General features: G+C 36.1%; 40 protein-coding genes. 35 read left to right on the plus strand and 5 right to left on the minus strand.

What is annotated here, in order from left to right:
- Positions 1-110 precede the first annotated feature (110 nt).
- From ACFVT8_RS23385 to ACFVT8_RS23395, 3 genes are all read right to left on the minus strand, one after another.
- On the minus strand, positions 111-1,268 hold the full coding sequence (locus ACFVT8_RS23385) for a tyrosine-type recombinase/integrase (RefSeq protein WP_387080402.1): 1,158 nt from the start codon (positions 1,266-1,268) through the stop codon (positions 111-113).
- Between the two features lie 53 nt (positions 1,269-1,321).
- The gene (locus ACFVT8_RS23390) at positions 1,322-1,840 is read right to left on the minus strand and encodes an ImmA/IrrE family metallo-endopeptidase (protein WP_387080404.1); all 519 of its coding nucleotides are present in this window, start codon (positions 1,838-1,840) and stop codon (positions 1,322-1,324) included.
- Positions 1,841-1,933: 93 nt separating this feature from the next.
- A complete protein-coding gene (locus ACFVT8_RS23395) occupies positions 1,934-2,287 on the minus strand; it encodes a helix-turn-helix domain-containing protein (RefSeq protein WP_387080405.1) in 354 nt (117 codons plus the stop codon).
- Between the two features lie 155 nt (positions 2,288-2,442).
- Here ACFVT8_RS23395 and ACFVT8_RS23400 point away from each other — a divergent pair, with 155 nt between their 5' ends.
- The 29 genes from ACFVT8_RS23400 to ACFVT8_RS23540 all read left to right on the plus strand — a co-directional run bounded on the left by ACFVT8_RS23400 (position 2,443) and on the right by ACFVT8_RS23540 (position 14,994).
- A complete protein-coding gene (locus ACFVT8_RS23400; protein WP_387080406.1) occupies positions 2,443-2,691 on the plus strand; it encodes a helix-turn-helix transcriptional regulator in 249 nt (82 codons plus the stop codon).
- Between the two features lie 19 nt (positions 2,692-2,710).
- Positions 2,711-3,490, plus strand: a complete 780-nt coding sequence (locus ACFVT8_RS23405; RefSeq protein ID WP_387080408.1) for a phage antirepressor KilAC domain-containing protein — start codon at positions 2,711-2,713, stop codon at positions 3,488-3,490.
- On the plus strand, positions 3,487-3,801 hold the full coding sequence (locus tag ACFVT8_RS23410) for a hypothetical protein (RefSeq protein ID WP_387080409.1): 315 nt from the start codon (positions 3,487-3,489) through the stop codon (positions 3,799-3,801). The genes ACFVT8_RS23405 and ACFVT8_RS23410 overlap by 4 nt, the downstream gene beginning before the upstream one ends.
- A 215-nt stretch (positions 3,802-4,016) precedes the next feature.
- Positions 4,017-4,310 (plus strand): helix-turn-helix domain-containing protein, encoded by a 294-nt coding sequence (locus tag ACFVT8_RS23415; protein ID WP_387080411.1) that lies wholly within the window; start codon positions 4,017-4,019, stop codon positions 4,308-4,310.
- The gene (locus ACFVT8_RS23420; RefSeq protein ID WP_387080412.1) at positions 4,298-4,555 is read left to right on the plus strand and encodes a hypothetical protein; all 258 of its coding nucleotides are present in this window, start codon (positions 4,298-4,300) and stop codon (positions 4,553-4,555) included. Before ACFVT8_RS23415 ends, ACFVT8_RS23420 begins: the two co-directional genes overlap by 13 nt.
- 306 nt (positions 4,556-4,861) lie before the next feature.
- On the plus strand, positions 4,862-5,071 hold the full coding sequence (locus ACFVT8_RS23425; RefSeq protein ID WP_387080414.1) for a hypothetical protein: 210 nt from the start codon (positions 4,862-4,864) through the stop codon (positions 5,069-5,071).
- Complete coding sequence (locus tag ACFVT8_RS23430; RefSeq protein WP_387080415.1) at positions 5,068-5,346, plus strand: hypothetical protein; 279 nt, start codon at positions 5,068-5,070, stop codon at positions 5,344-5,346. The genes ACFVT8_RS23425 and ACFVT8_RS23430 overlap by 4 nt, the downstream gene beginning before the upstream one ends.
- 104 nt (positions 5,347-5,450) lie before the next feature.
- A complete protein-coding gene (locus tag ACFVT8_RS23435; protein WP_387080417.1) occupies positions 5,451-6,017 on the plus strand; it encodes a host-nuclease inhibitor Gam family protein in 567 nt (188 codons plus the stop codon).
- Entirely contained in the window at positions 6,017-6,727 is a 711-nt protein-coding gene (locus tag ACFVT8_RS23440) for an ERF family protein (protein ID WP_387080418.1), read from the plus strand. The genes ACFVT8_RS23435 and ACFVT8_RS23440 overlap by 1 nt, the downstream gene beginning before the upstream one ends.
- Positions 6,728-6,923: 196 nt before the next feature.
- Complete coding sequence (locus ACFVT8_RS23445) at positions 6,924-7,340, plus strand: hypothetical protein (protein ID WP_387080419.1); 417 nt, start codon at positions 6,924-6,926, stop codon at positions 7,338-7,340.
- 14 nt (positions 7,341-7,354) lie between these two features.
- The gene (locus ACFVT8_RS23450; RefSeq protein ID WP_387080421.1) at positions 7,355-7,663 is read left to right on the plus strand and encodes a hypothetical protein; all 309 of its coding nucleotides are present in this window, start codon (positions 7,355-7,357) and stop codon (positions 7,661-7,663) included.
- 123 nt (positions 7,664-7,786) lie between these two features.
- Complete coding sequence (locus ACFVT8_RS23455) at positions 7,787-8,587, plus strand: DnaD domain protein (protein ID WP_387080422.1); 801 nt, start codon at positions 7,787-7,789, stop codon at positions 8,585-8,587.
- A complete protein-coding gene (locus ACFVT8_RS23460; RefSeq protein WP_387080424.1) occupies positions 8,493-9,548 on the plus strand; it encodes an ATP-binding protein in 1,056 nt (351 codons plus the stop codon). The genes ACFVT8_RS23455 and ACFVT8_RS23460 overlap by 95 nt, the downstream gene beginning before the upstream one ends.
- 37 nt (positions 9,549-9,585) lie before the next feature.
- Entirely contained in the window at positions 9,586-9,771 is a 186-nt protein-coding gene (locus ACFVT8_RS23465; RefSeq protein WP_036120747.1) for a hypothetical protein, read from the plus strand.
- 20 nt (positions 9,772-9,791) lie between these two features.
- Complete coding sequence (locus tag ACFVT8_RS23470; RefSeq protein ID WP_387080426.1) at positions 9,792-9,986, plus strand: IDEAL domain-containing protein; 195 nt, start codon at positions 9,792-9,794, stop codon at positions 9,984-9,986.
- The gene (locus ACFVT8_RS23475; protein WP_387080427.1) at positions 9,979-10,326 is read left to right on the plus strand and encodes a hypothetical protein; all 348 of its coding nucleotides are present in this window, start codon (positions 9,979-9,981) and stop codon (positions 10,324-10,326) included. The genes ACFVT8_RS23470 and ACFVT8_RS23475 overlap by 8 nt, the downstream gene beginning before the upstream one ends.
- On the plus strand, positions 10,326-10,670 hold the full coding sequence (locus ACFVT8_RS23480; RefSeq protein WP_387080429.1) for a hypothetical protein: 345 nt from the start codon (positions 10,326-10,328) through the stop codon (positions 10,668-10,670). Before ACFVT8_RS23475 ends, ACFVT8_RS23480 begins: the two co-directional genes overlap by 1 nt.
- Positions 10,663-10,851 carry a hypothetical protein gene (locus ACFVT8_RS23485; RefSeq protein WP_387080431.1) on the plus strand — a complete coding sequence of 63 codons (189 nt, stop codon included), beginning with the start codon at positions 10,663-10,665 and terminating at the stop codon, positions 10,849-10,851. The genes ACFVT8_RS23480 and ACFVT8_RS23485 overlap by 8 nt, the downstream gene beginning before the upstream one ends.
- Positions 10,848-11,087 carry a hypothetical protein gene (locus tag ACFVT8_RS23490; protein ID WP_387080432.1) on the plus strand — a complete coding sequence of 80 codons (240 nt, stop codon included), beginning with the start codon at positions 10,848-10,850 and terminating at the stop codon, positions 11,085-11,087. The genes ACFVT8_RS23485 and ACFVT8_RS23490 overlap by 4 nt, the downstream gene beginning before the upstream one ends.
- Positions 11,084-11,515 carry a YopX family protein gene (locus ACFVT8_RS23495; protein ID WP_387080433.1) on the plus strand — a complete coding sequence of 144 codons (432 nt, stop codon included), beginning with the start codon at positions 11,084-11,086 and terminating at the stop codon, positions 11,513-11,515. Before ACFVT8_RS23490 ends, ACFVT8_RS23495 begins: the two co-directional genes overlap by 4 nt.
- Positions 11,512-11,781, plus strand: coding sequence for a hypothetical protein (locus ACFVT8_RS23500; protein WP_387080435.1), 270 nt, complete (start codon positions 11,512-11,514; stop codon positions 11,779-11,781). The genes ACFVT8_RS23495 and ACFVT8_RS23500 overlap by 4 nt, the downstream gene beginning before the upstream one ends.
- A complete protein-coding gene (ssb, locus tag ACFVT8_RS23505; RefSeq protein ID WP_387080436.1) occupies positions 11,778-12,272 on the plus strand; it encodes a single-stranded DNA-binding protein in 495 nt (164 codons plus the stop codon). The genes ACFVT8_RS23500 and ssb overlap by 4 nt, the downstream gene beginning before the upstream one ends.
- Before the next feature lie 13 nt (positions 12,273-12,285).
- Complete coding sequence (locus tag ACFVT8_RS23510; protein WP_387080439.1) at positions 12,286-12,486, plus strand: hypothetical protein; 201 nt, start codon at positions 12,286-12,288, stop codon at positions 12,484-12,486.
- The gene (locus ACFVT8_RS23515) at positions 12,464-13,132 is read left to right on the plus strand and encodes a dUTP diphosphatase (protein WP_387080441.1); all 669 of its coding nucleotides are present in this window, start codon (positions 12,464-12,466) and stop codon (positions 13,130-13,132) included. Before ACFVT8_RS23510 ends, ACFVT8_RS23515 begins: the two co-directional genes overlap by 23 nt.
- 8 nt (positions 13,133-13,140) lie before the next feature.
- Positions 13,141-13,320: a helix-turn-helix transcriptional regulator gene (locus ACFVT8_RS23520; protein WP_387080443.1), complete on the plus strand. Its 180-nt coding sequence runs from the start codon at positions 13,141-13,143 to the stop codon at positions 13,318-13,320.
- Between the two features lie 12 nt (positions 13,321-13,332).
- Positions 13,333-13,749, plus strand: a complete 417-nt coding sequence (locus tag ACFVT8_RS23525) for a RusA family crossover junction endodeoxyribonuclease (protein ID WP_387080445.1) — start codon at positions 13,333-13,335, stop codon at positions 13,747-13,749.
- Positions 13,734-13,988, plus strand: a complete 255-nt coding sequence (locus tag ACFVT8_RS23530) for a hypothetical protein (RefSeq protein ID WP_387080447.1) — start codon at positions 13,734-13,736, stop codon at positions 13,986-13,988. Before ACFVT8_RS23525 ends, ACFVT8_RS23530 begins: the two co-directional genes overlap by 16 nt.
- Positions 13,989-14,013: 25 nt before the next feature.
- Positions 14,014-14,469 carry an SAM-dependent methyltransferase gene (locus tag ACFVT8_RS23535; RefSeq protein ID WP_387080449.1) on the plus strand — a complete coding sequence of 152 codons (456 nt, stop codon included), beginning with the start codon at positions 14,014-14,016 and terminating at the stop codon, positions 14,467-14,469.
- 105 nt (positions 14,470-14,574) lie between these two features.
- Positions 14,575-14,994, plus strand: a complete 420-nt coding sequence (locus ACFVT8_RS23540) for a hypothetical protein (RefSeq protein WP_387080450.1) — start codon at positions 14,575-14,577, stop codon at positions 14,992-14,994.
- 50 nt (positions 14,995-15,044) lie between these two features.
- On the opposite strand, the gene ACFVT8_RS23545 is transcribed toward ACFVT8_RS23540, so the two are convergent.
- Together ACFVT8_RS23545 and ACFVT8_RS23550 are read right to left on the minus strand one after the other, a co-directional pair.
- Entirely contained in the window at positions 15,045-15,344 is a 300-nt protein-coding gene (locus ACFVT8_RS23545; RefSeq protein WP_387080452.1) for a hypothetical protein, read from the minus strand.
- Positions 15,344-15,547, minus strand: coding sequence for a helix-turn-helix transcriptional regulator (locus ACFVT8_RS23550; protein ID WP_054550329.1), 204 nt, complete (start codon positions 15,545-15,547; stop codon positions 15,344-15,346). Before ACFVT8_RS23550 ends, ACFVT8_RS23545 begins: the two co-directional genes overlap by 1 nt.
- Before the next feature lie 572 nt (positions 15,548-16,119).
- Here ACFVT8_RS23550 and ACFVT8_RS23555 point away from each other — a divergent pair.
- From ACFVT8_RS23555 to ACFVT8_RS23580, 6 genes are all read left to right on the plus strand, one after another.
- The gene (locus tag ACFVT8_RS23555; RefSeq protein WP_387080454.1) at positions 16,120-16,623 is read left to right on the plus strand and encodes a hypothetical protein; all 504 of its coding nucleotides are present in this window, start codon (positions 16,120-16,122) and stop codon (positions 16,621-16,623) included.
- Positions 16,624-16,982: 359 nt separating this feature from the next.
- Positions 16,983-17,579, plus strand: a complete 597-nt coding sequence (locus ACFVT8_RS23560; protein WP_387080456.1) for a hypothetical protein — start codon at positions 16,983-16,985, stop codon at positions 17,577-17,579.
- Between the two features lie 155 nt (positions 17,580-17,734).
- Positions 17,735-18,076, plus strand: a complete 342-nt coding sequence (locus tag ACFVT8_RS23565) for a hypothetical protein (protein WP_387080458.1) — start codon at positions 17,735-17,737, stop codon at positions 18,074-18,076.
- A 172-nt stretch (positions 18,077-18,248) separates the two neighbouring features.
- Positions 18,249-19,151 (plus strand): hypothetical protein, encoded by a 903-nt coding sequence (locus tag ACFVT8_RS23570; protein ID WP_387080460.1) that lies wholly within the window; start codon positions 18,249-18,251, stop codon positions 19,149-19,151.
- A 61-nt stretch (positions 19,152-19,212) separates the two neighbouring features.
- Positions 19,213-19,650, plus strand: a complete 438-nt coding sequence (locus ACFVT8_RS23575) for a terminase small subunit (protein WP_387080462.1) — start codon at positions 19,213-19,215, stop codon at positions 19,648-19,650.
- Positions 19,650-20,957: a PBSX family phage terminase large subunit gene (locus ACFVT8_RS23580; protein WP_387080464.1), complete on the plus strand. Its 1,308-nt coding sequence runs from the start codon at positions 19,650-19,652 to the stop codon at positions 20,955-20,957. Before ACFVT8_RS23575 ends, ACFVT8_RS23580 begins: the two co-directional genes overlap by 1 nt.
- The last annotated feature ends 2 nt before the right edge of the window (positions 20,958-20,959 follow it).

Genomic DNA, 20,959 nt, shown 5'->3' on the forward strand with positions numbered 1-20,959 from the left:
AACTCTTAAGAAAAATTTAAGCTGTAACAAGTGAAAATATGTTGATATATAAGGGTTTGAGGGGTACTTACTTAGTGCGTACCCCAATTTGTACCCCGAAATCCAATAAATCACCCAAATTTCAGTAATGTATCCATTACTTTTACAACTTCCTTCTCTTTTTCCCTTAAAGAATGAGCATAGACTTTTAAGATCATTTCTACGGAATCCCCCAACATTTTTGCAACAGTAGTTATAGGAATGCCTTGAGAAATTAAAATGGAAGCACACGAGTGCCTTAACATGTGGGGTGTGATTTTTTTAATAACTCCTGCCTCAAAAGCACGTTCTAAAACGTAATTTGGAAATTGTCTAGAAATAGGTTCTAATAAACTTTCATTGATAAAAATATAATTATCCTCAGCTAATACTCTCCCATGCTCAAGAAATTTTTTCTTAGACCAAATTTTATATTTTTCTAAATAAGATATTAGATGAGTACCTACATCAATTTTTCTCATGCTATTCCAACTTTTTGTCGAACGAGTTCCAAGGTGATCTCTAGTTCTTTGAATAGTAATGATATTGTTTTCAAAATCAATATCGTTCCATTTTAAACCAGACGCTTCTCCTTTTCTTAATCCAGTAGAAACAAGCGTTAAAATTAATACAAAATGAGTAAAACTTTCATGCTTTTTAACATAAGATAGTAATTCCTCAATTTCATGCAAATTTAAATGTTTCTCTTCAAAAGATTTAGTATTATCTTTTGGTATAACAATTTTTGCAATCTTATTGCGAGTAAGGATTTCATCATCAACCGCAGCGTTTATAGCATGATTCATCACAGCATGTACACCATGCACAGTAGATGGAGAAAATTCATTCAAAAGCTTATTAATATAGTCTTGATAGGATGTTTTAGTTAGATTACTAAGTTTCAAATGACGTAGGGAAGGGAGGATGTGATGCTCAATATAATATTTATACAAATGTTGGGTGCTAATTTTCCACTTTGTATGATTCGCTTGATACCACATGTTTAGCCATTCTTCCATTGTTAATCCTTGATTTTCAACTTTTGCAAGATTTCCTGATAAAATGTCTGCCTTCAATTGTGTTAATGCAAGTTCTGCAGCTTTTTCAGTTTCAAATCCACTTCTACTTTTTTCTTTGCGAGCTCCGGACGTGTCGTAATAACGGTAACGAAATGCAAATTTCTTTTTCTTATCATCTTTATACCAATAAATATGTTCTTTTTTTGTTTTGTTATATTGTTGTCTAGCCATTCTATTCACCTCAGTAATCCCCGGACAGGTACATCTAAGATAAAATGATAACCTTAGACAAATGCATCACTCCTTTCAATATGTTTTTGTTCTATTGAAGTCATATGTATTAATCTATTGTTCTTATATTGTTCCAATCTTTTTTGAGCAATATCATATTCAACATTGAATAGTTCCTGAATTAATTGAATTGCTTTATTTTGGTTTTTCGGTAAATTAATTTTATTCAACATAAATGTCGGAACACAGGCATGAAGCATAAAATTATTGGCTTTCCATTCCTGGTATTCAATCCAAGAGTAGGGCATCTTTTCTTGGCTGCCGCTATGAAATAAAACGTGACAAAGTTCATGGCAAAAATCTTGCCATATTTTCTTAGATGGTAAATTTTGATTTAAAAAAATGTAAGATTGGCTATTTAAAAATAAAACTTGACTAGGGTTACTCCAGAAATACAATTGAATGTCTAACTTATAGGATATTTCATTGAAATCTAATTGATATGGTAAAAAGATACCTAATTGAGTGTAAAGCTTTTCAATAAAATCTTCTGTGTGTGTTGAATACGACATTCAATCACCCCCAAACTAAATTAATTAGAACGTATGTTCTTTTTAAATTTACAATAAAACCCCACTTCTAAGAAGAAGGGCTTGAAATATGATTTATTTCTTTTCTTTTTTTATAATTTCCCAAATATCGCGTAATCGACGAACTGCTTCTTCATCTGACTTAGGAAGTTCTTTATAAAAAACTTGTAACTCAGGATCATTAGCAAATGCTTGGAATGCAGCTTCACTATCATAAGGTTGCTTTTCATCTGTTTCGCAAAGAATATAACCAACACTTACGTTATATTTTTCTGCTAATTTTTGAACACTACCTATAGATATTTCGTTACGCCCTTGTTCATAGTACCCATACGCACTTTCGGAAATATTTAAAAACTTCGCAACATCTGCTTGTGTTAACTTAGCTTCTTTCCTTAACTCTCTAAGCCTTAGCGGTACATTAGACATAATTACACCTCTTTCAAAATGTAATATCATTATACAACTATTTGTTGGGTAAATAGTTAAATAAAAAATAAAAACAACAAAAAATCTGATTTAACGTTGACAAACAACTTTTTGTTGGGTAAGATAAAAACAACAAAAAGTTGGGAGGTGCAATTTTGGAAAATGCTAACCGCCGTACCAATCTTATAAATGCAAGAAAACAAAAAGGTTGGTTACAAAAAAATGTAGTAGAAAAATTATCAAATGATTACGGTATATCAATTACTGAAAGCTATTATGGAATGATTGAACAAGGCGTAAGAACGCCATCATTAGATGTTGCATTAGCTATTTCAGCATTATTTGATAAGGAACCATCAAAAATTTTTTTGAATAATAAAACAACATTTTGTTGTGTTGGATAAAAGTTTAGGAGGTCAAAAAATGACTCAATTACAAGTTATTCATGAACAAGAAGTCTTAACAAAAAAATTCAAGGTATATGGAACGCCCAAAAATCCATTGTTTCTAGCGAAGGATGTTGCTAGTTGGATTGAACACAGTAACACACGAATGATGCTGAAATCAGTAGATGCAGACGAGAAGGTAGTAAACAATGTTTACACCCTTGGCGGAACCCAAGAAACATGGTTCTTAACAGAAGAAGGGTTGTATGAATTGCTAATGCAATCACGTAAGCCAATCGCTAAGCAATTCAAAAAACAGGTCAAAAAAATCCTAAAAGACATCCGCCTTAACGGTGGTTACATTGCTACTGATGAAAACGATGATGAAGCATCTATCATGGCTAAAGCATTATTGATTGCCAACAAAACAATAGAAAACAACAAAAGAAAAATCGTTGAACAACAACTAATAATTGAAACTCAAAAGCCTAAAGTACTGTTTGCAGATTCAATACAAGCAAGTCATACATCAATTTTAATTGGTGAGTTTGCCAAAATACTAAAGCAAAACGGTATAGATGTTGGACAAAAACGTCTATTCGAATGGCTTAGAGAAAATGGTTATTTAATCAAACGTAAAGGATCTGAGTATAACTCGCCAACACAAAAGTCAATGGAGTTGGGACTGTTTGAAATTAAAGAAACACCAATCCATCACAATAGTGGAGAAATTAGTATCAGTAGAACATCAAAAATCACTGGCAAAGGACAAGCCTATTTTATTAATAAGTTTTTAAATAAGGCGGTGGCGATGTGATTAGTACAACACCAAATGAAACCGTATTGATTCAAAATCTATTGGAAATGACTGGCATCACTAAAGAAAAAATTGAAGAGCACTTAAAAAAATTCATCAGTGACAGTATTCGACCAAAAATATTGTTTGTTGATTTAGAACAATTAAAAGAAATTGTCCCGTTTGAACGTGATTTCTTAGAAAAAAACATTTTAAACGATCCAAGAATTAGGCAACATCAACGTCAACGTGGGCCGCATAGCAAACGAATTTGGCTTTATGAACCAACTATCCGAGCTATTGAACAAATCATTATGAATGAATGGACATAAAACACATTTTACCCCGGACAGGTACATGTGTGATAAAACAATAAACTTTAAGTATAGGAGAGGCCAGGGCAAATGGCCTCAATAGTATATCAAACTACCAATCTAGTATAAGAGGTTGGGGCAACAACCTCTTATCTTTATATTAAGTTAACTTGAATGAAATTGGTATTCGATTAAGGAATATATTCGAAATTGGAATAAAGGGGCAAAAAGATATGGTTGCAGATTTTGCAAAAGTCGGAAAGATGCTAAAGAAATTTCGCATTGATGCAAATATTACTCAGGAAGAAATGGCAGAGCAATTAAATAGCACACAATCAGCAGTAAGTAAATTAGAAAGTGGCAGAAAGACAATAGATATTTTCACCTTTGCTTCATGGTTGAAAATTACCGAATCGGAGTTTGCTGGAACAGCAATGATGTTCGGAATGGAAGTAGCGAATGCACTTACACACTTATCACAAACAGTTCCATCAATAGTAGGAGGGTTTATAAGTTGGATGCTTTAAAACTGATTAACAATCAAATTATTAAAGAGAAAGCATGTATCGATGACCTAGTGAAAGAGATAACAATTCACACACAAGACGGTCGCTATCAACTAGCAGCTGAACGTGGTCGTGACATGCAAAATTCAATAGCTCGTATTCAGCATTTAGAAAGACAAAAAGGGTTGTACTTAACAGCACTTAAGTTTGTAGATAAAGGAATTAATGTAGAGGTGGTGAAGAAGGTTGTGGAAATGGCTAGATAACTATTTTTACTTGCCGGATGACGATGTACCGGAATCACACAGAAAATTTTGTATCGGTGCCGCAATCACAATGTTGGTTATCGGTGTACCTGTTGTCATCACATGTTGGCAATAAAAAAGCTGCTTAATCGCGGGAACGACTAAACAGCGGACAACATATACAAATCAATTATACCACAAAATCAGACGTTTGCGAGTGTTATCTCGCTCTCGTCAAGCAGTTCATAATCCTCCTCATATCATTGGTCTGGTTAGCCAAACATTATGAGCTGCTTGATGGGATTCCATCAGAAAGAAGGTGAAAACATGAATATCGCACCATTTAAACCAAAAATGCAGACGGTCCACCTAGACACGGAAGTATTTGAGGAACGTTTTGCTGAGTATGACATCATCAGTGAATTTACTGGAATTATCCATACACTAGTAGTCGTTGATGACAATGTACGATACACAAGCTTTGTAACAGCATCTTATGCAGAAGTATTACGAAAGCAGAAGGAGGCAATTGCATGAACTTACTTCTAGAAAATCCAATGGTACTTGGTCGCATCGAGTATCCAATGCCTTCTTATGAGCCAGTTGTAAGCTTTGAAATGCACGATGATTTTGGTAGTTTCGTAGCTTCTGGTGATGTTTATTTCGAAATCGGTGATGCGATCATACACATTGAGAATATCAGTGATTACTTGGCTAAAGGCTACAGAGACACGTCAACTTATGACATGACGGATTCAGAGGTAATTGCTTACGTAGAAGTGAATTATGGCTATGCATATACAAAAAAATAATCCAATCCGGCGCAACGGAAAGGATTAAGTAAGGCCCATGCCAATATCATTTCTCAAATTATAACGCATGGGCCTAATAAATACAAATCGAAGGAGGTACTCTAATGAATTTGTTGCAAGAAACCGAATTACAGGAACTCTATGAAATGCAACCACAAGAAAAACAGATATTCATCATTAAAGATATGGATGGACTGAATTGGGTATTACGAAAAATCAATGCTGCAAATACAAAATTGAATGAAATTAAATCATTGGCAGTTGCAGAACGAGAGCGAATTAATGCTTGGGAGAAAAAAGAAAGTACTGGATTAATAAATGACATTACATTCTTTGAACAAAAAGTATTTGAGTATCATTCACATGTTCTTGCTAATGATCCTAAACAAAAAAGTATTGTAACTCCATATGGTCGAGTGAGATCTATAACGAATGAAGCACAGCCAGAAAGATTAGATGATGAAGCTATACTCCATTATGTTGTGGCGAATCAATTACCTTATGCGGAAGTGGATACTATTCGAAAATTACAGTGGGGCGAACTCAAAAAAACACTAAAGGTCGTTCAACAAGGTGAGGAACAAATCGTCGTTGATACTTATGGACAAGCAGTGCCAGGGGTAACAGTAAAACCTCAAACTACAACATTCAAAGTGGAGGTGGATGACTGATGATCTTTTCACAAGAAAACACAAATATAGCTACTGCATTAGCAAAGTCGTGGGGTGAATTAGAGACACCAAAACATAATGCTACTGTAAAAGTTTCTTTGAAATCCGGGGGTAGTTATTCATTTGATTACACTGATTTAAACGGTATTTTCGAAGCTGCTAGAAAGGTTTTTAAGGAAAACGGAATATCGGTAATACAAAACAGTTATACAGAATCAACAGAACGTGGACCATTAGCATGTGTTGAGACTATGTTTTTGCATAGTTCTGGTGAATGGGTCAAGTCATTACCTCTAAAATTCCCAGCAGCTACAGGGATGCAAGATTTTGGAGGACAAATAACTTATATGAAGCGTTATAGTCTGTCGGCAATGTTAGGTATCGCTACAGAGAAAGATGATGATGCAAATGGTGCAAGTGGTAACACATACGATTACTCTAGTCGCCAACAAGGTGGATCTTCACAACAATCAAATAACAACAACATTCCTATGCCAACAAATGCACAAGAGGCTAGTGCTATTACATTGAGCTTCGGAAAGCATCAAGGTAAAACGTTGAAGCAAATATGGCGTGAAGATATGTCTTATATTCAATGGCTTGCGAATGGTGATAAAACAGATGCTGCTATTCGAGAAGGTATCGGAATGATGCAGGTTGCAGCTGCTCAACAAGAAGCACAACAGAAAATGCAACAGCAGGCAGTCTAGATGAATAGAGTACCATCAAAAGTTTTATTGCCTGCTTGGATATTCCAACAGGCGAAGGATAACGATGAACTCAGACACTTGGTGCTGCAGTACATGACTAGATATCCAAACTATCGAATTATCAAAGTGAGTGATAGTTTCGCAGTTTGCGAGCGTATTGAAAGTCTTATGTAGGTGATGGGTAAGGAGTGATGATGTGGAAAAAGACCACCGTCGAGCAGCGAAGTATATCAGTGCTCAATTAAAAGCAGTTGGTTTCGAGGTACATCATCGATATTCCAAAACAACCGATAGTGCATATTTAACATTAGAAAACAGCTTGCTTGGTGTCTTACGCATAAGTGACCACCTTTCTAAGAGGTTTCATCAATACAACTTAGTCAAAGGTGAAAAACGTCGGACGGAGATCACAAGGCAAGGTACACGATGTTATTTTGCGCCATATTCCGATGTTGAAGTTTTAATTGCAAAAATCAAATATGATCACCAACAACTTATTAATGAGCTGGGTGAACATGAATATAAAAAACAGAAGTTTTTCCGTTTACCGAATGGAGAAAAAAACGAATTAAACATTGTTCGTTACAAGAGTGGGTATCGGAATTTTTCATAAGGAGTGGCAAATACATGAATATTCAACTACAACAATTCATTGAACAAAAGCAGTTGGAACTAATACAGAGTGGTAAGTATCGACGCATTTCATTCCACTCTAAAGATGCTGTAATGCTTAGAAGAAATGGTGTTGGCCAACAATTTTTATCAACTGACACACCACATACACAAAATGGTCACGAGGTTAAAACTGGTGAGTTCCCAGACACACCATCAACGCCATTTGAAGAGAATGCGACAGAGGTAATTTTTAAGGTTATTGAGAAGCAAAAACGTAAACCGAGTAACGCTACGTTCTACTTTTTGTGGGAAGGAGCTTAAACATGCTTGAACAACTACAACGAGCATACGAAGTGGCGCTGAAAAATCTAGTATTTGTGGATTTTGTGAATAAAACTGTGATTAAAAATTCGAATATTGCGACATAAGGAGAGGCGAGGGCAAATGGGCATCATCCGAGTGGCTAAGAACAGCAACTATGTAGTGATGAATCGAACGGCATTGAACGACAACCGGCTATCTTGGAAAGCTAAAGGCATAATGGCATACATGCTTTCAATGCCAGATGATTGGGTGTTTTATATGGACGAGTTAATGACGCACTCAACAGATGGTAAGGCATCATTCAGAGCTGGTTTCAATGAATTAAAGACATGTGGATACATCGAACGAAAACCTATTCGTGAAGGGCAAAGAATTAAAGAATGGGAAACAATCGTTCATGAAGTACCTATAAATTCTCTACTTACCGATTTTCAAGAAGTAGAAAAGCAAGAAGTAGAAAACCAAGAAGTAGGTTTTCAAGAAGTAGAAAATCGAACACTACTAAGTACTGATAATAACCAAGTATTGAATAAACCAAATATTGATAATAACCAAGTACTGACTACAGACACGAAGCATGCTCAAAAGCTATATGAGTATTTTGTAAGTCGTCTGCAAAGGATTCCTAGTGAAAAGTTACGAGAAGATATCGATTACTATTTAGCAACTTATCAAGATGCAGATCTAATTATAGAAGCATTTGAACGAGCACTTATAAATGGACGAGTTACAAACAAAGAAAAATATGCAACTGGCACATTACGTAACTGGAAACATGAAGGTGTAACATCCATCGAACTATTAACTAAAAAGGAGGCGCAGCAACTTGGAAGCGATCAGCGAAGTATTCCAACAGATGATGCAAAAAAATTCGCAATTAGAGCAGAGAATGAGAGACGCGCAAAACTCGCTGGGCTCTAGAGGTATTGAGTGTGCAACAACTCCTAGTGATGCCTGTCCTAACAAGAAATGTGATGGCAGTGGTTTCCTTTGGTATATCGACTACCACAAGAAAATGCATCCGGAAAAAGTTGCCGAGGATATTAGAAAGCACAGAGAGCTATACGCTGTTGCACATGAAGCGAACGACCAACAGGAGATGGATCGTATTAACTCAATCTTGGTTGACTTGAAAAAAGAATCCGAGTGGTGGGTAAAATGCGAATGCCATGAACAGAAGCAAAAAGAGCAAGAGATTGCTAGGAAGCTAGATTTATCGGGTATGCCAGAGAAATTTAGAAAAGCTAAAGTACATGGTTTTAAAGTGGATGTTTACGCTCAACAAGTTTCAAGAACAGACGCTGCACTTGCTAAAAAAATCGCTACTAACTTTATCGAAAAATATAAAGAGATTGAACCGGGCAAAGGACTTTATTTTTACAGCTCAATAAAAGGCGCTGGTAAAACCCGTCTATCTTGCAGTATCGGGAATGCATTAATGACTGTTTATGGACAAGCAGTTGTTTATATGAAAGCCTATGACCTTTTCTTGCAAATTCGTAAGACTTTCAATAAAAACAGTGAAACTACAGAAGATGAAATTTTAAAACTTTATCGCACAGCAGATGTACTAATTATTGATGATATCGCTGTTGAAAACCCTTCTGACTTCGCTGAACGAGTTTTATACAACATCTTGGATTATCGAATGGATAACTTTAAAACAACCATTATCACGTCAAATAAGACGATTGAAGAGTTAGCAGATTTGTATAAATTACGAGATTCCAAAGGGCAAATTGTTGAGGACGGAGATCGTGGCGAACGTATAAAAAGCCGTATTAACAAAATGTGTTATCAGGTCAATATGCCGGAAGAATCCGTTAGGGATATCGAAGCACAGCAAGAGAACAACGCTTTTGAACAGATTTTATTTGCATAATGAGGGGCGCACAGCCCCTTGATTGGAGGGTGAAGGGATGGATAAATGGACAGAGTTTCGATTCTTGCTCAAAAACCCGTACTTAGGTATTTCAAAAGGGTCTGTCGTTACGGTAGAGGGCGAAACATTTATTTTGAAACGAATCGACAGAATCATATTGTTGGATGACGCTGTGGGAGAACCGAATGCAGTACAAGTTTTTGCTAGAGGTGTACGTCATTAAAAAAATCGGAGGGTGAAGGGATGGACTTTTGGAAGCTTGTAAGTGATGTAGCAGAGGCAGCTAAAGAACTTCACAGAGAACAACGTGAAAAAGAAACGAACGACCTTATGAGTGAAATTGAAGCATTTAACGTTGCTAATGCCATTGATAAGGCTTTGGCTACTGGCGACCGTGAGGCTTTTAACAAATTAGTGGGGAGTGAAATGAATGGCTGAAAAAGTGAAGGTTAGTCGTGAGGTTAAAGAAGCGAGAGAACTATTGTTAAAAACATGGACTTTAACAGAGGTGTTTAAATCTAGTACAGCTGATCATGAGGTTTGCCACGAACACATTAAAACGCTAAGCAAATGGCACCTAGAGAACAATGATGAAGGAGAAGGATTGATGAATCTACTACTAGGTAATTTCATTTTAGTAGAAACACCAGAAGAGAAATTTAATTATTTTTACGATAAATACTCACAATCGGATCTTCAATTCGAGAAAGACTTCTTGAATGGAATGCTGGCAGTAGCAAAGTGGTTTGAATTAGGTGTCAAAGGAGTGAATGAGTGATGAAACAAGAACAGTTGAATGCCATTAAAGAACGTGTGGCTAATGCTACGCCGGGGCCGTGGGAAAGTGAAGAAACAGCAGAAGGACATATCGATATATTAAGTCCTGATGAATATTACACCATTTGCCAAACACAAAACGAAAATATTGATTGTTTGAACGATGGTAATACAGAGTTTATTAAACATGCTATTACGGATGTGCCAGCTCTTGTTGCTGAGGTTGAGAGGTTACGCAAGGCACTTGAACAAGTCATGGAAGTTGAAGCGCCTATCATGGAAGGTTGGGAAACTACTACTTACGAAATTGCTCGTCAGGCACTAGGTGGTGAAGCTCATGAATGAACAACTTCTAATTGATCAAATCATCTTACATTCACAGCTGTATAAGAAATACCAGTTCAAAGAAAACGAAAAAGGGTTTTATCAAAATCTAGAGGCTTTGCGAGTGCTGAAAGGTCTTAGTACTCAAGATAATGCATTAGATTATGCAATTGCATTTACGGAAGGAGTGAAGGCTGCATGAGAAAACGTAATGGCATTCCAATCGATATTCCTAGTGCTCGTAAACAGGTTCAGAAGGTTAAAACTCAAAAACCTGGAGAGTACAACCAGTACAACGTGTATGTAACAATGTTCAAACGTGAGGATGGGCAAAACATTTGGACAATCGTTCCTATGGCACATCCGGATTTCAAAAAGCTTAGAAAAGAAGGTTATAGAATCACTGAGAAGTGGGATAACAGGGAGGCTTCTGCATGAGTAGAGAGATTAAGTTTCGTGCTTGGGACAAAACATACAATTTTATGTCTTATAAAGTGCTTGTAGGTAATGTAGATACAAAAGACGAAAATTACACAGCACATTGTATGTGGGTAGAACCTGAAAGTGTGGATTATAAACGAGAACCAGGTTGGATGCACTTTGATGAACTTTCAGATGTAGTTTTAATGCAATACACAGGCTTAAAGGACAAAAACAGTAAGGAGATTTTTGAGGGGGACCTATTTAAACATCCAACAGGAATCATAGCAGAAATTGAATATGCTGTTGAATTTGCAGCGTACTTAGCAAAATACAAATTAGGTGAGTCGTATAGGAGAGATTTATTAGATCCACTTATAGCTAGTCAATGCGATGTAGTTGGAAATAAATACGAGCATCCTGAATTACTGGGGGAAACAGCATGATTAAGTTCCGTAAAGGTGACATAATACACAATCGTTATGCAGGACATCCATCAATCAAATATTTTATCTACTTAGGTATATCAGGCAGGTATGTAAACGGACTTGAATTACGAGAAGGTAAAGGCATTAAAAAGTGCCAGTATTACAAAAGCTCCATGAACGAAATGTTAGATGGTGAGCCAGCTTTTCAAGTTGTTGGACACACAAATGCTTTTGATGTGATGAAACAAGATTTATTGAAGTTTATTGAGGAGGAAACGGTTTGAATCAAACTCAACTAATAGGGCGATTAACAAAAGATCCAGAGCTCAAATATAGTCCGTCAGGTGTTCCGGTAGTGCGGTTCACATTAGCGGTTAATCGAGAGATGAAAAGGGACGAAACAGACTTCATCAGTTGTGTTGTTTTTAATAAAGTTGCTGAAAGTCTAGCAAACTATCAGAAGAAAGGCAGTAGGATTGGGGTTGTTGGGCGCATACAGACAGGTAGTTATGAAAATCAGCAGGGGCAAAGAGTTTTTACTACTGATGTCATAACTAATAGCATCGAGTTCTTAGACACTCGTTCTGACAACGCAGGAGGCTCACAGGGCACATCAAACTACGAATCTAGTACAAATTATCAAGGAGCTAGTACAGGGGCTCCACAGGGGCAGAATTACGGTAATAATCAACCGAATTATTCTAGGGTCGATGAAGATCCGTTTGCGAATAGTAAAGGACCGATTGAGGTGGATGAATCAGATTTGCCATTTTAAGGAGTGATTACTGATGATAACGAAAAAACCTAATAAGAAAATCATTGGAGCGAAAACAAGGGCAGCGCTGGTTAAACAAATTAAAGCAGAAGAACGTGGCCGTTGGTATCCAATCAGCGAAATTAAATTCTTTGAATATGAGGCAAGACCATATCAAGTGCTACTACGATTCGGAAAAGGGGCAGAGAAATATGAACATAACAAAACTATTTGAAACACAAGCAGCATTGGACGAGCACATCATGCAGGAGCATCCAGAACTAAGAGGGCAGAACAATCTTGACTGGAAGTTGCTGGCACTACAGGTTGAGCTAGGTGAGTGTGCTAACGAGTGGCGTGGGTTTAAGAAATGGAGTAAGGACCAGGAGCCGAGGACAAAAGTTGTACGTTTTTGCCCATTGTGTGATGGAAGTGGAGACGAAAACTATGAGAGATATGTCGACGACTTAGAATGTGGATGTACACATGAATACATGAAATGTGAAGATTGCGATGGTACTGGAAAAATCGGTGAATATAGTCCACTCCTTGAAGAATACGTTGACTGCTTGTCCTTTAAACTTACTATTGGTCTTGAAATAGGAGCACATAAATGGATGAAACTTAGTGAATATCCAACGGCGCATGAAAATGGCGGCATTACATTGCAATTCCTAGATGTACATTCAAAATCATTAAAAGTCGTAGAAGAAATTATCCGAATGGAATCTGCACCATCAGAAATTAGAGATTTGTTCACACAAGCATTCGAAAGTTTTTTACAACTTGGTGCAAAACTAGGCTTCACATGGGATGAAGTAGAGACAGCTTACTACGAAAAGAATAAGATTAACCACACTAGACAGGAAAACGGTTATTGAGGTGCTACATGAACGAATACGCACTTTACAAAGGTGAACAGATGGTTGCCATAGGAACAGTGAAAGAGATAGCTGAGGAACGTGGTGTTAAGCCTGAAACGATTAAGTATTATGGGGCACCAACTTATCAAAGGCGTTCGAAAAGTGAAGTAAATAACAGATTACAGCTTATTAAGCTTGAGGATTAAGGAAGTGGATATATGAACACTTTAACATTTGAAATACCAGGCGACGTACAGGCACAGCAAAGACCACGAGTAACACGTAACGGCACATTTGATCCAAAAGAATCTAAGGACTATAAATCATTCGTGAGATTGGTAGCATCACAGTTTGCACCTGAAACACTTATTACTGAGGAAATAAGGTTGAGCATTGATGTGTACCGTAAGATGCCAAAAGCTATCAGTAATAGTAAGAAAAAGCTACAGCAGGCGCTAAATGGCGAATTAAGACCAACAACCAAGCCAGACATCGACAACTTAGCAAAGGGCATTAAAGACGGTCTGAGTAAGGTTATATGGCATGACGATAGCCAAGTAACGGAGTTAGTTGCTCGTAAGTGGTATTCGGATAATCCTAGAGCAGAGGTGACGATTGAATGGGCAGAAAAGTAGATAGTAGATACATTTTATTCACCGGAGAAGTTCATGAAACGGTTAAGTTCGATTTTACAATACAACAGATTGGAAACTTTATAGCTATGTGGAATCACGGGCATTCAATCAACAAGATAGCTCAAAGGCTTAATACAAGTAAGGTGAGTGTCGCTTTGATTGCTATGGATTTAGAAATGACAGGTAAGATTGGGCCTAGAGATGGTGGGCTGTTAGGGAAACAGAAAGTGGTTAGTTGAAAAATGTTTAGAAAGGACGAGTGAGATGCAGCGAGTGTTAGATGCCTGTTGTGGGAGCCGAATGTTTTGGTTCGACAAGCAAAATGAAGATGCATTGTACATGGATATTCGTGAAGAAGAAGCTATCTTGTGTGATGGACGACAATTAATTGTGAAGCCGGATGTTGTAGCTGATTTCCGCGATATGCCATTTGTAGATGAAAGTTTTCACATGGTGGTATTTGATCCACCGCACCTGGTAAGAGCTGGTGAAAATTCATGGTTAGCAAAAAAATATGGAAAATTAAATGAGGCTACTTGGCGACTAGATTTGATGCAAGGGTTTGATGAGTGCATGCGAGTATTAAAGCCAAATGGTACCTTGATTTTTAAATGGAATGAGGACCAAATCACTTTGCGAGAGGTTTTGGATTGCTTTGGCCACAAATCGTTATTCGGAGATAAACGCAGTAAAACACATTGGATTGTATTTATGAAGTAGAAAAGAAAAAGCCGCAGCGTGATCAGACGCTACAGCTAAGAATTGGTTTATGCCCTTTGACGGTGCTTACAACATTATTATATCACACCGTAGGAGGGCAAACCTATGTTAAAAGAGAAAACAGAATTAAATCGCTACCAACTAGACAGGGCAGTTAAGAAGTACCATGACAACATGTGTAAGTACATGAGAATGAAGGATGAGCTTGATTCATTGACGGCAGCAGCATCGACTGCAAAGTATGGTATTGAGGCAACAATGCCTAAAGCTGTTGGTGGAACAAGTGATCCAGTACATGCACATGTTCAAATTAGAGCATCAAGAGAAGTACGTATTAACAAGATTAAAGATGAATTGCTGTTGGTTCAAAATCTAACGGCAAAAGTTACTGGAGACATAGAGCAAGAAGTACTTTATTGGTTGTTAGAAGGTATGCCTTTCCGTTGGATTGGAGCAAAGCTTAATATGAGCCACACAAGTGTACAGCGAGTGCGTGAACGTATTATTGATATGATGATGAAGTAAACAAAAATAACCCTGTCCTCATTTTAAGACAGGGTTATTTACAAAATGTTTTACACTCTCCGAACAACGGCCAAATAAATAGATGATGATATACTTTGAATGAAAAACACAAGCATTACATAATAAATAAAATATTCTTTATCTATTAATTTAAACATTGCTACTAGTGCTACTCCAATTAATATACCAACAGTTAGAACAGAATAAGAAAATGACTTGATTTTAAAGATGAGCATTTGACCTCTCTCATCTTGCGACTCTATCCTACGTTCAAATGTAGATTTGTAAAATTCTGCAATAATTACTAACACTGCTAAAACACATATACTGATCGTAGCTAAGTTGACCATTATTCATCCTCCACATAATTAAATACATCCGTTATTTCTTTCTCAAATGAATTAGCAATTTTAAAAGCTAGAATCAAAGACGGATTATATTTATTTTTCTCTAAAGCTGCTATAGTTTGTCGACTGACACCAACCACATCTGCTAATTGTTGTTGCGTCCAACCTTTTTCCGCCCTACAAATTACTAATTTGTTATTTAACAATAGCACCACCTCTTATATGGATTGTAATTTATTTCTTACAAATTGTAAACTATTTTTTACATTAAATAAAGTTACATATGTTCAAGATGTCCTAAGTGTTACAAATGTGCCAAGTGTTACAGATGTTCCAAATGTTCCAAACGTATCATTTTGGGTAAGTTGCGATGTAAACTAAAGGGGAGGTCGGACAGGTAAATGTTTCTTCCCTTGGTATTTATAAAATCCTAAATATTAGGGAAAGACAGACCGACGACCGACCTGCGCCTCATAAACTTGTTCGAGGCAAGACATACACGGCCGGCCCATATTTTTTAAGAGATTAGGTATCTTAATTAATATAAAAGGCTAAAAATTGCTGAAGGAGTGGTTTTTATGTGAACTTCGTCCACTTTCCATAATTCAGTCAAACTTACTAAAACAAACTTACTGAGCAACAAGTGCACGGAAATGCACTATAAATCAATTGCCTTACAAAATAAACACGTTCGCTTGTACGTGTATTTCGCAAACAAGCATGAGATGCTACTAAATTGGTAGTCTCTTTTTATATGACAAATGGAGGGGAATTAACTATGAATAATAAACTTAAATATGTATTAGTTACTGAGGTAGCTACAGGAAACAAACAACGATTTGAAGCGCATGAAATTAGATATGGAGCTAATATTCAAATCATCAAGGATGGTCAAGTAATTGTTACATTCGATTCTAAGTTGTATCGTGCAGAGTATGCAGGATTTGCACCTCAAGGAAATCCAAACAGCAGAGAATTAACAGAGAAAGAGTTTTATGAAGTTATGGTTTATAATTTCAAAACAATCGGTAGTATGCCTGAATTTGGTAACTTAGGTTCGCAGTTACACAATTCAACAGAAGGTATTGTTACTGATTATCAGAATGGTACAGTAAATACTTACGAAGAGATATACAGAAAGAACCTAAAAAGTAAGCAACAATTTGTGTATAAGTACATGGATATGCTATTGGAGTTTGTACAGTCTGACTTATGGGCTAAAGCAATGCAAGAGAAAGCAGATAAGCAGATTCCTTATTGGTCAGACACAGACCCATTGTAATATAGGTATAGAGTAGCGATGATAGGTATATGATTAATGTGGACGGAAATACTTTAGTTTTTAGCGCACCAGTCAGTAACGTGTATCAAATAATTCGAATGAAATAAGAGATACAATAATTTGTCACATCATTAAGTTGGTGTGGCTTTTTATTAAGCTTTAAAAACTGCATCAAACAGCTATACAAATAACATGGACTAGTTTACGGGTGACCAAGTATCTCAGGAACATTAGATACCGAGGAGCGCTGGCATGCACTAGTAACCGATAGGGCTGAGTTTGGTGTGGTTTTGAGAGTATAAGAAAATTGTTCCAATTTATTACCTCTCAGATTATTATAGTAATTTGGGAGGAATTTTATGAAAAAGTATGAACTAGGATTATCTATTTGCGTTTTGCTTACCTTAACATTAACTATGATTATTATTTTTACTGGAGTATTTATTAAATTCTTTTCAATTGATGACTTTACTATAATCGCAGCATTAATTGGTGTTATAGGAGCTGTAATAGGTGGAGTAATTTCAGGTGGTTTAACATTGTTAGGAGTTAGATATACAATAAAACATGAAAAAGACATTAGGAACAGAGATCAAATACCTCAAAAAATTGAATTAATTAGGTTGTCGAAAAGATTAATAACAATCACTTTAAATGATTCTTTAAATCAAATTCCAACGGTTGCTTTTAGTTATTTTAAAAATAATCAAGATAAATTATATGACTATGCGTCAAAAATAGATAACGAATGCTATAATAAACTACTTCAAGTTGAAAATACTATTATAGAATACAAAAATTTAGATAATGTTATTATTCCTAATTCTGACGGAAGAACGATGACTTATTCAAAAGAAGCACTGTTGTTATTGAAGAAATATATAACATTATTAAAAGAATTTGAAGAAATGATGCAAAGTAAGATGGTCTATTATCAAAATGAATTAAGTGTTTAAACACCCTTTGGGGTGTTTTTTATTTTGCCTTGAAAACTACATCAAACAGCCAAAACACTATGAGTTGAGAGGGCAGAGTTTGGTGAGGTTTTGAGAGCAAAAAGTTATTACATATTTTTCATCTCCTGGTTTATGATTGGGTGGGAGGCGATTAAGTGGAAAAACAAATGGGATTAGAAAAAGCTATAGATCAATTGCGTGTTTTATTTGAAAAGAATATAGAGAATGAATTAGGTGCAGATTGGAAGCATGCAGTAACTAAATATGACGATCAAATAAAAATCTCGATAAACGATTTAAATTTTTGTGTAGAATTTGGACCAACTACTATGATTACCTTTGATTGCCCTACTAAAGGCAAACAACAAGTTGATATAGTATATGTTGATGGTCAATGGTTACTTAATGATTATAGTGATTGGACTACTGTCGGTGATTTCGAAGAGAGTAATGTTAAAAGGGTGATACATCATTACTTTTTCTTAGCAAAAGGATAAAAAATCAAAATGTCGTACCGTAATGGTGCGGCTTTTATTTTGCCCTGAAAAGTGAGTATCGAGCAGATTCCTCCTCTTTGACTGCTGGGCAACGGTACTTACTTTTGAGAGCAAAAAGTTATTACATAATCTTCATCTCCTAGTTTATGATTGGACTTGGAGGTGATGTGAAATGATTAAAAAAATTTGGAATATAGCAAAAGGTAAGATTGAAAAAAAAGAGTATGGGGTAGTAACTTTTTCTTCAGTTCTGGTAGTTCTAGCTATTCCGGCAATAATACACGGGTTAGGATTTGCTTGGCAACATTACCTTGGTGGTATAGGTTCTATAGATGGATGGCTTAGTTATTGGGGAGGTTATTTAGGTGGTGTTGTTGGTATGGTTGGTGTAGTATTAACAACTTTGTTTTTAATATCTATTCAAAATAAGCATCACAAAGATCAATTAATTAATCAAAATGAACTACATAATCAATTACTTGAAAGTCAGAACAACCAACATCAAGAGCAATTAAAGCAACAAAGAGATGATATTGTTATGTCTATTAATAGTACAGTTCAACTTGAACGCGAAAAATTTATGCTTCAATTTAATATAGAAAAATATGAAAAAGCATTGCTACTTTTGTTAAAACTAGATAATAAAGTAGACATTTATATGCAAAAATATAATGAAGCTGATGGTTTTATTTCGGAATCAATAGAATTTAAAATCGACTCACTAAAAATTGTGCCTAAAGATCAATACAAAATATACTTAGATAATATAAGGGAAGTTGATGATCAAATAAGAGAAATGTTACAAGAATTAAAAACTTTGGATAAAATAGTTAATTCATTTGGGTTTGAGGACATAGAAAATTCGTCTATTTACCAATTTTTAATTGTAGTAAGTAACAACGCAAGTTTATTAAACACAACCGGAAGAATGGAAGTTAAGCTTGATAGAAGAATAGATGATTTGCTGAGAAATACGAGAACATCCATTAAATTGTGTGAAGAGCAAGTGCATTCATGTATTGAACAAGAATTATTGAAATATAGACCAATTAAAGAAAAAGAAAAATCAGAATAAAAAAGGCGTATTTACGTCTTTTTTTATTTTTCAAAGCAATTAGCATAATGGGGTGATGCCATTGATTGAACAAAAGTTAACAGTAAAGCAACAAGCGTTTGCTGATTATTATATTGAACTAGGGAATGCAACAGAAGCTTATTTGAAGGCATATCCAAATGTTAAGAAGGAAGCGACTGCAAGGGCTAATGGGAGTAGATTGCTAACAAATGCTAACGTAAAAGCCTATATAGACGAGCGCATGGAGGAGTTGAAGTCTAGACGAGTAGCAGATCAGCAAGAAATACTAGAATTATTAACTGCTATCGCAAGGGGCGAGACAACATCAGCAACCTTACGTGGCATTGGTGAAGGTGCGCAAACCATTGATGAAGATATGCCTCCTACTACTACTGAGCGTATTAAAGCTGCTGAATTACTAGGTAAGCGATACCGTATGTGGATTGATAAAGTGGAAACAGACGGCAAAACTAAAGTGGTTATTGTGGATGATGTGTAATGGCAGAACAACGAATCAGCTTAGCTAGTATTCTTACAGAGCAATTCAAACCGTTCTGGCGTGCTTCTAGAGCAAAAGAACATCTACGTTACGTTTTAAAGGGTGGTCGTGGTTCTGGTAAATCGTTTCACATTCCGATGCGTATCTTGTTGGACATCATGGAATATCCAGTGTCTGCTCTAGGTATTCGCAAAGTGCAAAACACTATTTTAAAATCTGTGTACGCTAACTTTAAGGCTGCAGCAAACATTATGGGAGTTCGTGATCAATTTCGTTTTGTCGATTCCAAGCTTGAAATCACTTACTTAGGTCGAGGGAACAAGATTTACTTCGCTGGTGCAGATGATCCTGAAAAAATTAAATCTATTAAAGATGCCGATTTTCCATTAGCTATCGTGTGGTTTGAAGAATTAGCAGAGTTTAAGTCAGAAGATGAAGTAACGACAATTGAAAACTCAATCCTACGTGAGGAGTTGGAAGGGAAGATATTCTCGCAAGCTGACAGACAGCGAGCATACCCTTTTGACTACTCTTTTTATTATTCCTACAATCCACCGAAACGTAAGCAATCGTGGGTGAACAAGAAGTATGAGAGTTCAATGATTGATGCCAATACTTACGTAGATCATTCAACTTATTTAGGGAATCCGCATCTATCGAAAAAGTTTATTGAGGAAGCAGAAAATGTTAAGAAAAATAAGCCGTTAAAATACCGTTGGGAATACCTCGGTGAAGCGATAGGGAGTGGTGTTGTGCCGTTTGATAACTTACAGATTGAAAAAGGTTCAATTACAGATGAAATGGTTGCTTCGTTCGATAATATCCGAAACGGTGTCGATTTTGGTTATGCTACTGATCCATTAGCATTTGTCCGTTGGCATTATGACAAAAAGAAAAATGGCATCTATGCTGTTGATGAAATATATGGCGTGAAAATCAGTAACCGCAAACTAGCTGAGAAATTAAAAGCTAAAGGTTATCAATCGGACCGGATGGCAGGTGATTCAGCAGAACCGAAGTCTATTGCTGAATTACGTGATGAACAAGGAATACCACGTATTTATGGTGTTAAAAAAGGTCCTGACAGTGTTGAATATGGAGAAGAATGGTTAGATGATTTAGATTTCATTTGTATTGATCCATTAAGAACACCAAATATTGCACGAGAGTTTGAAAATATTGATTACCAGACGGATAAGGACGGTAATCCTATCGCTCGTTTAGAGGATAAGGATAATCACACTATTGATGCTACACGTTATGCATTCGAGGAAGATATGCGTGGTAACACATACAGCTTTGACTAGAA

It is taken from the genome of Lysinibacillus sp. NPDC058147, from assembly GCF_042884205.1.
In the GTDB taxonomy this organism is placed as follows: domain Bacteria; phylum Bacillota; class Bacilli; order Bacillales_A; family Planococcaceae; genus Lysinibacillus.

Coding starts and splice junctions, on each gene's coding strand:
- ACFVT8_RS23385 (WP_387080402.1), bottom strand. CDS start 1,268: ATGGCTAGACAACAATATAACAAAACAAAAAAAGAACATATTTATTGG.
- ACFVT8_RS23390 (WP_387080404.1), bottom strand. CDS start 1,840: ATGTCGTATTCAACACACACAGAAGATTTTATTGAAAAGCTTTACACT.
- ACFVT8_RS23395 (WP_387080405.1), bottom strand. CDS start 2,287: ATGTCTAATGTACCGCTAAGGCTTAGAGAGTTAAGGAAAGAAGCTAAG.
- ACFVT8_RS23405 (WP_387080408.1), top strand. CDS start 2,711: ATGACTCAATTACAAGTTATTCATGAACAAGAAGTCTTAACAAAAAAA.
- ACFVT8_RS23415 (WP_387080411.1), top strand. CDS start 4,017: ATGGTTGCAGATTTTGCAAAAGTCGGAAAGATGCTAAAGAAATTTCGC.
- ACFVT8_RS23425 (WP_387080414.1), top strand. CDS start 4,862: ATGAATATCGCACCATTTAAACCAAAAATGCAGACGGTCCACCTAGAC.
- ACFVT8_RS23430 (WP_387080415.1), top strand. CDS start 5,068: ATGAACTTACTTCTAGAAAATCCAATGGTACTTGGTCGCATCGAGTAT.
- ACFVT8_RS23435 (WP_387080417.1), top strand. CDS start 5,451: ATGAATTTGTTGCAAGAAACCGAATTACAGGAACTCTATGAAATGCAA.
- ACFVT8_RS23440 (WP_387080418.1), top strand. CDS start 6,017: ATGATCTTTTCACAAGAAAACACAAATATAGCTACTGCATTAGCAAAG.
- ACFVT8_RS23450 (WP_387080421.1), top strand. CDS start 7,355: ATGAATATTCAACTACAACAATTCATTGAACAAAAGCAGTTGGAACTA.
- ACFVT8_RS23455 (WP_387080422.1), top strand. CDS start 7,787: ATGGGCATCATCCGAGTGGCTAAGAACAGCAACTATGTAGTGATGAAT.
- ACFVT8_RS23465 (WP_036120747.1), top strand. CDS start 9,586: ATGGATAAATGGACAGAGTTTCGATTCTTGCTCAAAAACCCGTACTTA.
- ACFVT8_RS23470 (WP_387080426.1), top strand. CDS start 9,792: ATGGACTTTTGGAAGCTTGTAAGTGATGTAGCAGAGGCAGCTAAAGAA.
- ACFVT8_RS23475 (WP_387080427.1), top strand. CDS start 9,979: ATGGCTGAAAAAGTGAAGGTTAGTCGTGAGGTTAAAGAAGCGAGAGAA.
- ACFVT8_RS23480 (WP_387080429.1), top strand. CDS start 10,326: ATGAAACAAGAACAGTTGAATGCCATTAAAGAACGTGTGGCTAATGCT.
- ACFVT8_RS23485 (WP_387080431.1), top strand. CDS start 10,663: ATGAATGAACAACTTCTAATTGATCAAATCATCTTACATTCACAGCTG.
- ACFVT8_RS23490 (WP_387080432.1), top strand. CDS start 10,848: ATGAGAAAACGTAATGGCATTCCAATCGATATTCCTAGTGCTCGTAAA.
- ACFVT8_RS23495 (WP_387080433.1), top strand. CDS start 11,084: ATGAGTAGAGAGATTAAGTTTCGTGCTTGGGACAAAACATACAATTTT.
- ACFVT8_RS23500 (WP_387080435.1), top strand. CDS start 11,512: ATGATTAAGTTCCGTAAAGGTGACATAATACACAATCGTTATGCAGGA.
- ACFVT8_RS23510 (WP_387080439.1), top strand. CDS start 12,286: ATGATAACGAAAAAACCTAATAAGAAAATCATTGGAGCGAAAACAAGG.
- ACFVT8_RS23515 (WP_387080441.1), top strand. CDS start 12,464: ATGAACATAACAAAACTATTTGAAACACAAGCAGCATTGGACGAGCAC.
- ACFVT8_RS23520 (WP_387080443.1), top strand. CDS start 13,141: ATGAACGAATACGCACTTTACAAAGGTGAACAGATGGTTGCCATAGGA.
- ACFVT8_RS23525 (WP_387080445.1), top strand. CDS start 13,333: ATGAACACTTTAACATTTGAAATACCAGGCGACGTACAGGCACAGCAA.
- ACFVT8_RS23530 (WP_387080447.1), top strand. CDS start 13,734: ATGGGCAGAAAAGTAGATAGTAGATACATTTTATTCACCGGAGAAGTT.
- ACFVT8_RS23535 (WP_387080449.1), top strand. CDS start 14,014: ATGCAGCGAGTGTTAGATGCCTGTTGTGGGAGCCGAATGTTTTGGTTC.
- ACFVT8_RS23540 (WP_387080450.1), top strand. CDS start 14,575: ATGTTAAAAGAGAAAACAGAATTAAATCGCTACCAACTAGACAGGGCA.
- ACFVT8_RS23545 (WP_387080452.1), bottom strand. CDS start 15,344: ATGGTCAACTTAGCTACGATCAGTATATGTGTTTTAGCAGTGTTAGTA.
- ACFVT8_RS23555 (WP_387080454.1), top strand. CDS start 16,120: ATGAATAATAAACTTAAATATGTATTAGTTACTGAGGTAGCTACAGGA.
- ACFVT8_RS23560 (WP_387080456.1), top strand. CDS start 16,983: ATGAAAAAGTATGAACTAGGATTATCTATTTGCGTTTTGCTTACCTTA.
- ACFVT8_RS23570 (WP_387080460.1), top strand. CDS start 18,249: ATGATTAAAAAAATTTGGAATATAGCAAAAGGTAAGATTGAAAAAAAA.
- ACFVT8_RS23580 (WP_387080464.1), top strand. CDS start 19,650: ATGGCAGAACAACGAATCAGCTTAGCTAGTATTCTTACAGAGCAATTC.